Source organism: Sulfitobacter aestuarii, from assembly GCF_042685005.1.
GTDB classification, from domain to species: Bacteria; Pseudomonadota; Alphaproteobacteria; order Rhodobacterales; family Rhodobacteraceae; genus Sulfitobacter; species Sulfitobacter aestuarii.
The window spans coordinates 1-2,086 of the sequence record NZ_JBHUMP010000058.1 but is presented as its reverse complement, the minus strand read 5'-3'; the positions used below and the strand labels follow the sequence as shown (position 1 = coordinate 2,086).

Below are 2,086 nucleotides of genomic sequence, written 5' to 3'. Positions count from 1 at the left end.
GACGCAACCCTCGAACGGAGAATGCCGCGGGAGAGGCCGCCGAGCCAGTCAGCTCACACGGCGATCATGGGGTCTAATGCCAGTGCTGATCGCGACGGGAGGGCCGTTTCTTGCATCTTGGACGAACGCCGCCGTAGGGATTTACATGGCAGCCGTGCCCATGTTCCTTGGCTACCTTAGCTTTGGATTTGGTCTGGCGCGTGTGCAGGCGAGCATGGCAACCGTCATCACGCTACTGGAGCCTGTCGTTGCGGCGGTTTTGGCTGTCCTCATCGTCGGAGAGCGCTTGCCGAACCTCGGATGGATTGGCGTGGTATTGGTTGTCGGGTGTCTTGTCATCATCACGATGCCTATGTCGCTCGGCGGGCGATTCCGTGCAAAAGCTCAATTTGAGCAATCCTGAACGACTGCTTAGGATTGGTAAGTGGTCACTGTGAGCTGGACTATGAACGGCAGAAAGGTCCGCAGACCGACATTTCAGCCTACAAAATGCTGCAAGCTGCACGAATGGCCGCAATTCGAAAGCTGCACTGCAGCGCTTTATGGAACAGCCAAAGTCCGGTTGGGGCCGGTTAGGCCGTTCACTGTGTGATAGGTGCAGGGCTTGGCAAATCCCGCTTCCTGCGCGTTGCGGTCATGCATGTCCTGTGCAGCGAAGGGCGGTTCGCCCGAAAATTTTGGGGGTGTCCGCATATCGTGTTGGTCAACTTTGCGGAACGACGGTCAACTCAACCTGGAATTCCCGATCTCTGCTTTCGCAGACACATTCATCGCGAACACGCGAACAGATTGACCACGGCCGGAACCCGCACCAAACCTCCTTCGTTGAAATTTTCGAAGGCGACTCTCACGGCGTTCTCGATCGCCAACTCGTCAGCTTCCGTGCCATTGTGTGCCTTCACGATCCGGACCGCGGGCCCGACCTTGCTTGCAGCACGCGCTGCGCCAACAACACCATCCGGTGGTGTAAGCACAATATCCACTGGGCGCGCCTCAATTTTGTAGAGGCCTGCCTGAGCAATCAGCTCGGTTATGCGATCACAATCCTGAAATGCGGTTGGTCCGGGTGCGGCGGAGTTCCGGCTCGGCAGCGTCCCCATCCTTTCTTCCGCTGCGCTTGCTGGAACGGAGAACCACGGGTTCTTTGCGACCGACGCCCAGCAGACGAAGACCATCTTGCCACGATCGGTCAGTGCGTTTGACAGATTCCTAAAGGCTGCGACGGTGTCGGAAAAGAAGCTCATGCCCAACCTCGACACCAGAAGATCGAAGGGCTGGCGCGAAAAGTCGTATGATTGGGCATCGGCCAGAAGGAAGGAGGCGTTCTGGATTCCCGCCTCCTTCGCTCTGCGGGCAGCTCGTGCAAGGAGTGGCTCCGAGATGTCTACCCCGAGCGCCATGCCATCCGGAACGCGTCGGGCGGCTTCGAGCGTGCTTGCACCAGTTCCACATCCTATGTCGATGATGCGGGCCGCTGATCGGATGTCAGCCGCGTCGAGCATCATGTCCAACATACCGGCCATCGCGGTATCCAGAGCATGCTCGTGTTCAAGCCATTTCAGGCCTGCGGGGGAAGCCCAATACTCAGCCTGAAGCTTGTTCGCGTCCATGAAATATGATCCTTATTCAGATCAAGTTAGCAGTCGTTCATGGATCGTGCAGCCTTTTGTAGGAGGGATTGAAGCAGACCTCTGGCGCGACACCACGTTTACGATGCGTGGACAACTTCTGCCGGTCGCATCCCGGCCATTCCCGCGATCCCTTGCGCGATTCCCGCTGATAGGTCTCATCGGCTTCGATGATCCCGGAGAAGCTCGTCGACAAGCTGCTACATTCGATGATCGAGAAGACCAGTATGCGCCAACGCCAGACGGTATATTTGTTGAGCCTAAGCCGCCGCGCGAGCTTGCGCACCGATTGTGGCGCGGAGCTGCCCAGCATATCCCTCAACAGCACCATCAAAAGGTTCGGGCGATGGATGCCGCTGGCGGCTGGAAGCTGTTTGCCCTGTGCTTGCCCGAAGGCCCGCTCTCCTGTCAGACCGAACTCTGCCGTGGTGGTACCAGCTGTTCCATCAGATCGTTAT

The 2,086-nt window shown here is 57.9% G+C and carries 3 protein-coding genes; 2 read left to right on the top strand and 1 reads right to left on the bottom strand.

All coding sequences use genetic code 11. The features are described from left to right. The first annotated feature begins 76 nt into the window (after window positions 1-76). Window positions 77-403, top strand: a complete 327-nt coding sequence (locus ACFSUD_RS19545) for a DMT family transporter (RefSeq protein ID WP_386376177.1) — start codon at window positions 77-79, stop codon at window positions 401-403. A 364-nt stretch (window positions 404-767) separates the two neighbouring features. On the opposite strand, the gene ACFSUD_RS19540 is transcribed toward ACFSUD_RS19545, so the two are convergent. Next, window positions 768-1,610: a class I SAM-dependent methyltransferase gene (locus ACFSUD_RS19540; protein ID WP_386376176.1), complete on the bottom strand. Its 843-nt coding sequence runs from the start codon at window positions 1,608-1,610 to the stop codon at window positions 768-770. Between ACFSUD_RS19540 and ACFSUD_RS19535 the strand changes: the two genes are divergently transcribed. Beyond that, the coding region (locus tag ACFSUD_RS19535; protein ID WP_386376175.1) for a hypothetical protein at window positions 1,609-2,086 on the top strand (478 nt) is incomplete at its 3' end. The genes ACFSUD_RS19540 and ACFSUD_RS19535 overlap by 2 nt on opposite strands.

Bases quoted from the DNA above. Each gene is read 5' to 3' on its own strand.
- ACFSUD_RS19545 (WP_386376177.1), top strand. From the start codon at position 77: ATGCCAGTGCTGATCGCGACGGGAGGGCCGTTTCTTGCATCTTGGACG.
- ACFSUD_RS19540 (WP_386376176.1), bottom strand. From the start codon at position 1,610: ATGGACGCGAACAAGCTTCAGGCTGAGTATTGGGCTTCCCCCGCAGGC.